Annotated in this window: 5 protein-coding genes and 1 pseudogene; 2 read left to right on the plus strand and 4 right to left on the minus strand. The window is 71.8% G+C overall.

Going from position 1 to position 6,714, the window contains the following annotated elements; translation table 11 throughout:
- The 3 genes from VB737_RS04815 to polA all read right to left on the minus strand — a co-directional run.
- Positions 1-481, minus strand: a 481-nt coding sequence (locus VB737_RS04815; protein WP_500311593.1) for an SDR family oxidoreductase, incomplete at its 3' end; no start/stop codon positions are given.
- 55 nt (positions 482-536) lie between these two features.
- Positions 537-2,462: a phosphatase PAP2 family protein gene (locus VB737_RS04820; protein ID WP_500311595.1), complete on the minus strand. Its 1,926-nt coding sequence runs from the start codon at positions 2,460-2,462 to the stop codon at positions 537-539.
- A 143-nt stretch (positions 2,463-2,605) separates the two neighbouring features.
- A complete protein-coding gene (gene polA, locus VB737_RS04825) occupies positions 2,606-5,542 on the minus strand; it encodes a DNA polymerase I (RefSeq protein ID WP_500311598.1) in 2,937 nt (978 codons plus the stop codon).
- Positions 5,543-5,604: 62 nt separating this feature from the next.
- Here polA and VB737_RS04830 point away from each other — a divergent pair, with 62 nt between their 5' ends.
- A complete protein-coding gene (locus VB737_RS04830; protein ID WP_500311600.1) occupies positions 5,605-6,168 on the plus strand; it encodes a DUF1643 domain-containing protein in 564 nt (187 codons plus the stop codon).
- A complete protein-coding gene (locus VB737_RS04835; RefSeq protein ID WP_323306210.1) occupies positions 6,126-6,368 on the plus strand; it encodes a hypothetical protein in 243 nt (80 codons plus the stop codon). Before VB737_RS04830 ends, VB737_RS04835 begins: the two co-directional genes overlap by 43 nt.
- Before the next feature lie 3 nt (positions 6,369-6,371).
- Here VB737_RS04835 and VB737_RS04840 read toward each other — a convergent pair.
- Positions 6,372-6,714, minus strand: a pseudogene (locus tag VB737_RS04840) (glutamate--tRNA ligase); the annotation flags it as partial.

Here is a 6,714-nt window from a genome sequence, read left to right on the forward strand (position 1 = left end):
CCACCGGCCCGTACACCCAGCTGGTGCGCAGCAGGCAGAGGCGATCGGCGCCCAGGGCGGCCGCCGCCCGCCGCTCCCCCTCCGCCTTGGTGGCGCCGTAGACCCCCAGGGGGGCCAGGGCCTGCTCCGGGCCGTAGGGACGGCCCTGCTCCCCGTCGAAGACGAAATCGGTGCTCACCTGCAGCAGCCGTCCGCCGGACTCGGCCAGGGCCTCAGCGAAGGCCCCGGGGGCTCCGGCGTTGACCGCCTCGGCCAGCTCCGGCTCCGCTTCGGCCCGATCCACCGCGGTGTAGGCCCCCGCATTCAGCACCCAGTCGGGCCGGTGCTGCGCCACGGCGGCCCGGCAGGCGGCCGGATCGGCCAGATCCAGCTCCTGCCGGCCCGTCACGATCAGGTCGATGCCGGCAGGCGCGCTGGCCAGCAGGGCCTGTCCGAGCTGGCCCTGGCGGCCGGTCAGCAGCACCCGCACCGGTTGGGGCATCGATGGCGGCGGCACGGCTGGCGCAGCCTACCTGCGCCAGCCAACCTCGCCGCCATCAGTCCCGCAGCACCACCCCCTGGACGATCTGCACCGGCTTGCCGTCGAAGGAGCGGAACCGGAACGAAAGCGGCCGCTCGGCGTACTCGGCGGAGCGCTTGCGCAGGATCTCGATCGCCACCTCCTCGCCCAGGCGCAGGCTGCGGGTGTTGTCGCTGCGCCAGTGGACGCCGCCCATCGAGCGACCCATGGCCACGTTGCTGGCCAGCTTGTTGAGTTCGCCCCCCACCGTGATCCGCTCCGCGTCGGAGGACGCCGCCGGGGGGTAGGGCATCGGCGGGCCGAAGGCCTCCAGGTCGGTGCCGGTCCGGCGGTAGCCCGGCTGCAGCAGCTGCAGGCGGGGGTTGGGGTCGGGGGAGTCGGGCGGATCCTTGGGCCCCACCCGCTGCGCTCCGGCCCTGGCATTGGCCGTTGCGTAGATGTCGCACAGCCGCGCGTCCTCGTCGAACCAGGCCTTGAGCACCGTCACGCAGGCGCCGGCCACGGTGGCATGGCCCGCCCCGTAGGCCGGGTGGCTGGGGGAACCGGCGGAGAAGGCCATCGGCAGGAAGAACGTGGCGGCGCCGCCGGCAAGGGAGGCGTTGTGGGCGCTCACCGCGGCGAGGGTGTCATCCACGGCGGCCTGGAAGTCCGGAACGGTGGGCACCGAGGTCTGGAGGCCGTAGTCCCGCAGGCAGCCCTCGTAGCCGTTGCGCTCCATCTGCAGCAGACCGCCGAACACCTCCGGCCGGCAGCGCCGGTGCACCAGCCACTTCTGCCGCCACACCACCTTCAGCGCCCGGCTGGCCACCTCGGACACCACCGTCAGCAGGTCGGGTCCACCGAGCGAGGCGAACGCCCCCTCCCGGGAAAAGCGGTTGCCGCCATAGGGATTGCCACCATCCACGGGGGCATCGATGTTGAGCAGGAACAGGGCGGCATTGAAGTAGGCCTGATGCAGGGCATCGCGGTTCACGAACCGAGCCAGGTCACGCATCGTGCTGATCAGGCGGCGGCCGTTGCCCGGCGGGTAGTAGCTGGCACCCCGGTGCAGCTGGTCGCCGTAATTGTTGCCGTTGCCGTAATCCCGGCCATAGGCGTCCTTGCCGGTGTTCTGCGCCAGCAGCCAGTCCCCGTGGGTGACCAGGAAATCCCGCTTGGCGATGTAGGGCACCTGGCTCTGGTCGATCGTCTGGGTGCCGTAACCGACGTTCTGCAGGAAGAACTGGCTCAGCAGCGGTCCGGCGTCCTCACCGGGCAGGCCGCTGCGGAAGAGGGTGTGAAGGTCGATGCGGGCGCCGCCGCCACCCGGCGCCAGATCCAGGGGGGTGCACAGCCGGCCGGGATCGCTGTCGAGGCGCACGGCGGCATCGAAGCAGCGGTTCACCGCCTGGCGGGCTGTCCCGATCCGGCTGGCGACGCCGTAGCCCAGCTCCCCGTCGTGTCCGCCCACGTCCGCATAGCCGCCTTCGGGGGCTGTGCGGTCGAACTGGAAGGCCACCAGGGGCGCGTCGCGCAGCAGCGCCATCCAGTACAGCTCCACCATTTCCGCGGTGGCGGAGATCGACTGGATGCTGGGTGCCGGTGGCATCTCAAGGGTTTTCGGGTCGGGCCCGAAACCCTCGGCCGCGGCGCCGGCCAGGGGGCTGGTGAGCTTCGCGGCCGCCATGCCCAGCTCCTGGATGGCGGGGGTGTCGCCTGAGCTGATCTTGAACGCCGTCTGGGGGACATCCGGCGAGGACGGGGCCACCGGGCCCTCCGCCACGCTCTCGAAGTTGATCGGAGCACCGGCCTCGATGGCGACGCAGGTCCGCTCGAAGCGCCGGTAGGCGGCCACGTCCACCTCGCCGAAGCGGTTGTGGGGCAGGGTCTTGTGGAAATTCCCCGCGAAGGGATGTGGACCGGTGACGAGGTTCTCGTCCTGATTGGGGGTGGGGCTGGCCATGGGATCCGTGCCTCTTGGCTGGGCCCCATGACTGTCGGGTCGCTCCCATCGAATCGGCTTGATCGTGGTGCCCGGCGGCTGGTGGGATGGCGACACCGTGCTGTCACCGGGATGCCACCCCACCGCCAGGTGGTCTCAGGCGGCTATTTCGCCTCCATCCAGTTGGGGCCGACACCGGTGTCGACCGCCAGCGGCACCAGCAGCTGCACCGCCTGCTCCATGGTGCGGCGGGTGAGCTCCCGCACCTCCTCGAGCGCCTCCGGGGCCGCCTCCAGCACCAGCTCGTCGTGCACCTGCAGCAGCAGCCGGGCCGGCAGGTTCGCCGCCGTCAGCGCCTGCTGCAGGCCCACCATCGCCAGCTTGATGATGTCGGCACTGGAGCCCTGGATCGGAGCATTGGCGGCCGCCCGCAGCTGCTGGGCCTCCATGCCGCCGCGGCGGGCCACCTCCAGGTCGATCTCCAGCGGATCCTTGCCCAGCAGCCGGCCGAGGCCGCCCGGATCGAACTGGAACGGCCGCCGCCGCCCCAGGATCGTCTCCACGTAGCCGCGGCTGAGGGCCAGCCGCTCCTGCAGCTCCAGGTACAGGAACACCTTCGGGTAGCGCTGCTTGTAGAGGCTCAGGAACTCCTTGGCCCGCGCCTGGCCCATGCCGGTTTCACGGGCCAGCCGCTGGGCCCCCATGCCGTAGATCACCCCGAAGTTGATCGTCTTGCCCAGCCGCCGCTCCTCGGGCGTCACCGTGTCGGTCTCGAGCAGCAGCCGGGCGGTGAGGGCGTGGACGTCGTCGCCCGCGTTGAAGGCCTGCACCAGCACCGGCTCACCCGAAAGGTGGGTGAGGATGCGCAGCTCGATCTGGGAGTAGTCGGCGCTGATCATCCGCCAGCCCTCCTGGGGCAGGAAGGCCTTGCGGATGCGGCGGCTGAACTCGGTGCGGATGGGGATGTTCTGCAGGTTGGGGTTGCTGCTGCTCAGCCGCCCGGTGGCGGTGACCGCCTGGTTGAAATCGGTGTGCACCCGCCCGGTCTCCGGCTCCACCAGGGCCGGCAGCGCCTCCACGTAGGTGCTCAGCAGCTTGCTGAGGGTGCGGTGCTCCAGCACCAGCTTCACCACCGGATGGTCGTCCTCCAGCTTCTCCAGCACCGCCGCATCGGTGCTCCAGCCGGTCTTGGTGCGCCGCGACTTCTTGCGGTCGAGGCCCAGGGTGTCGAACAGCAGCTCCCCGAGCTGTTTGGGGGAGGCCAGGTTGAAGTCCACCCCCGCAGCCGCCTGGGCCTCCTGCTCCAGTCGGGCCAGGGTGGTGCTGAGCTCCACGGCCAGCTCCTTGAGGTAGGGCACATCGATGCGGATGCCGGTGGCCTCCATCTGGGCCAGCACCGGCTCCAGGGGCAGCTCCACCTGCTGCAGCAGCAGGGGCAGCTGGGGCCCCATCGCCGCCAGCTGCCCCGCCAGCACGGCCCCCAGGCGCCGGGTGAGGTGCACGTCCATGGCGCAGTAGCGGGCGGCGGCCTCAATCGGCACGTCGGCGAAGTTCTGCCCCTTGGCCACCAGATCGCCGTAGGTGGTGGGGTGCAGCCCGAACTCCCGCGCCGCCATCGCCTCCAGGCCATGCTTGGCGTTGGCATCCCGCAGGTAGTCCGCCAGCAGGGTGTCCATCACCACACCGGCCAGGGGCAGCCCATGGCGCAGCAGGATCAGGCGGTCGTACTTGGCGTTCTGGAGCGCCTTGGGGTGGCTGGTGCTGGCCAGCCAGGGTCCCAGGGCCAGCAGCACCGCATCGAGGGGCAGCTGCTCCGGCGCCGGCGGCGCCGCGGTGAGCAGGTCGGCGGCGGGCGGGCTGTGGTGGCCGATGGGCACGTAGGCCAGATCCGCCAGGCCCTCCCCCCAGCAGAGGCCGATCCCCACCAGCTCCGCCTTGAAGGGATTGAGGGAGGTGGTCTCGGTGTCGAGGGCCACCGGTGCCGCCGGGTCGGTGCAGCCCATCAGCCGCTCGATCAGGGCGGCCAGGGCCTCGGGGCTGGTGACCAGCTGCGGCCGCAGTTCGGGCAGGCCGCCTTCGGCCTCGGGCTCCGGGGCTGCGGACTCCGGGGCCGGGGACTCGCTGGTGGCGCTGGCGGCAGGCTCGGCGGTGGCGCTGGCGGTGGCGGGTTCGGGAGGCTCCGAAGAGAACAGCCGGGCGAAGCCCTCGGTCTGCTTCACCAGGCTGAACAGCTCCAGCTCGCTCAGCCGCGCCCCCAGCCCCTCGCTGTCCACCCGCCCCAGGGCCAGGCGCGGCTCCTCGGGCAACGGGATCTGCACCAGGATCTCCGCCAGCATCCGGGAGCGGAAGGCGTTCTCCCGGTCGGTCTCCAGCTTGGTCTTGAGGGCCCCCTTCTGCTGGTCGAGGGCGGCGTAGATGCCGTCCAGGTCGCCGTGGGCCTTCAGCAGGGTGAGGGCGGTCTTGGGACCCACCCCCTTGACCCCGGGGATGTTGTCGGAACTGTCGCCGGTGAGGGCCTTGAGGTCCACCACCCCCTCCGGCGGCACCCCCAGCTTCTCGATCACCTGGGCCCGGCGGATCTCCGTCGGGCCGCTGTTCTTGGCGTAGGGGCCGCCGCCCATGTAGAGCACGGCGATGTCGCGCTCGTCGTCCACCAGCTGGAACAGGTCGCGGTCGCCGGAGAGGATCCGCACCCGCCAGCCCTCGCCCGCCGCCCGGTTGGCCAGGGTGCCGAGCACGTCGTCGGCCTCGTAGCCCGGCGCCATCGACAGGGGCAGGTCGAGGCAGTCCCGCAGGATGGTCTGCAGGTTGGCCAGATCGGCGAAGAAGTGTTCTGGCGCCTCCTCGCGGTGGGCCTTGTAGGCGGCGTCCGCCTCGTGGCGGAAGGTGGGTTCGGCCGTGTCGAAGGCGATCACCACCCCCTGGGGGGCCAGGCCCTTGCAGTTGTCGAGCAGGGCCTTGAGGAAGCCGTAGGTGACGCTGGTGGGCACCCCGTCCTTGGTGCTCAGTCCCCCCTCGCCGCCCTTGGCGAAGGCGTAGAAGCTGCGGAAGGCCAGGGAGTGGCCGTCCACCAGCAGCAACAGGGGCTTGTCCCGCTCCATGGCCGTTTCCGGGATCCGTCCGCTGGCCGCCACAGCCTGCCATCCGGCGGCCCGGAAGCGCCGTGAACGCCACCGGCCGGGCCGTCTTCAGTCGCTGCGGCCAGTACCGCTGGTGGCTGGAGCGCGTCTGGGAGCCCCGGGGCAGCCGGCTGCTGTTCATCGGCCTCAACCCCTCCCGCGCCGACCACCGCCACGACGACCCCACCCTGCGGCGGCTGATGGCCTTCGCCGCCGGCTGGGGCTACGGCGGCCTGGAGGTGCTCAACCTCTTCGCCCGCATCAGCCCCCGCCCTGCCGCCCTGGCCCTGGCCGCCGATCCGGTGGGCGCCGCCAATCCGGCCTGGATCCGGCGGCGGCTGCAGGCCGGCGAGGCGACTCCGCCGATCTGGCTGGGCTGGGGTAACGGCGGCCGCCGCTCGGGTCAGGACGAACGGGTGCTGCAGCTGCTGGAACCCCACCGCTCCAGGCTGGTGTGTCTGGGCCTCACCGCCTCCGGTGCCCCGCTCCATCCCCTCTACCGACCGGCCACAAGCCTGTTGCGGCCCTATGGGCCATCCTGTGGGCGACCAGCCGCCGCCGCCCCATGGCCCGCACCCCCCGCCGCTACGCCATCCACCTGTTCCTGACCGGCGGTCACCACCAGGAGGTGCACTTCAACACCCTCGAAGATTTCCAGAACTGGTACGGCGGCGTGCTGAACGCGGCGGCCCTCGACACCTTCGTCAACGTGCCGATCAGCGACCTGACCAGCGAGTTCCTGGTGCTGCGGGCCGGCAGCGTCCAGGCGATCCGGGTGGAGCCGATCTACGGCGCCCTCGACGACTGAGGGTCAGAGGGCCGTGGCGATCCGCTCCCGGTCGCTGCCGAGCCGGTGCAGCAGCAGCCAGGTGGTGAGCAGGTCGGGCCCCTTGAGGCTGCCCAGCAGGGCGGCCCGCAGGCCCTTCATCAGCACCCCTTTCTTGACCCCCGCGGCCGTGGCGGCGGCCCCCAGCAGCGCCTGGGCGGCCTCGGCCTCGAGCGGTCCCTCCGGCAGCTGCTCCAGCAGGGCCGCCAGGGCGGCGCGGCTGGGGGCGTCGGTCCGCAGGGCCAGGGCGGCCTCATCCGGCTGCGGCGTCTCGAAGAAGGGGGCCGCCTGGTCGACCCCGTCCGCCAGCAGGCTGAGGGAGGGCCCC

The sequence above is a fragment of the Synechococcus sp. BA-120 BA3 genome (assembly GCF_034931285.1).
GTDB lineage: Bacteria > Cyanobacteriota > Cyanobacteriia > PCC-6307 > Cyanobiaceae > Cyanobium.

What these genes read in the sequence shown, in the direction of transcription:
- VB737_RS04835 (WP_323306210.1), top strand. Translation starts at nt 6,126, where the DNA reads ATGGCCCGCACCCCCCGCCGCTACGCCATCCACCTGTTCCTGACCGGC.
- VB737_RS04820 (WP_500311595.1), bottom strand. Translation starts at nt 2,462, where the DNA reads ATGGCCAGCCCCACCCCCAATCAGGACGAGAACCTCGTCACCGGTCCA.
- polA (WP_500311598.1), bottom strand. Translation starts at nt 5,542, where the DNA reads ATGGAGCGGGACAAGCCCCTGTTGCTGCTGGTGGACGGCCACTCCCTG.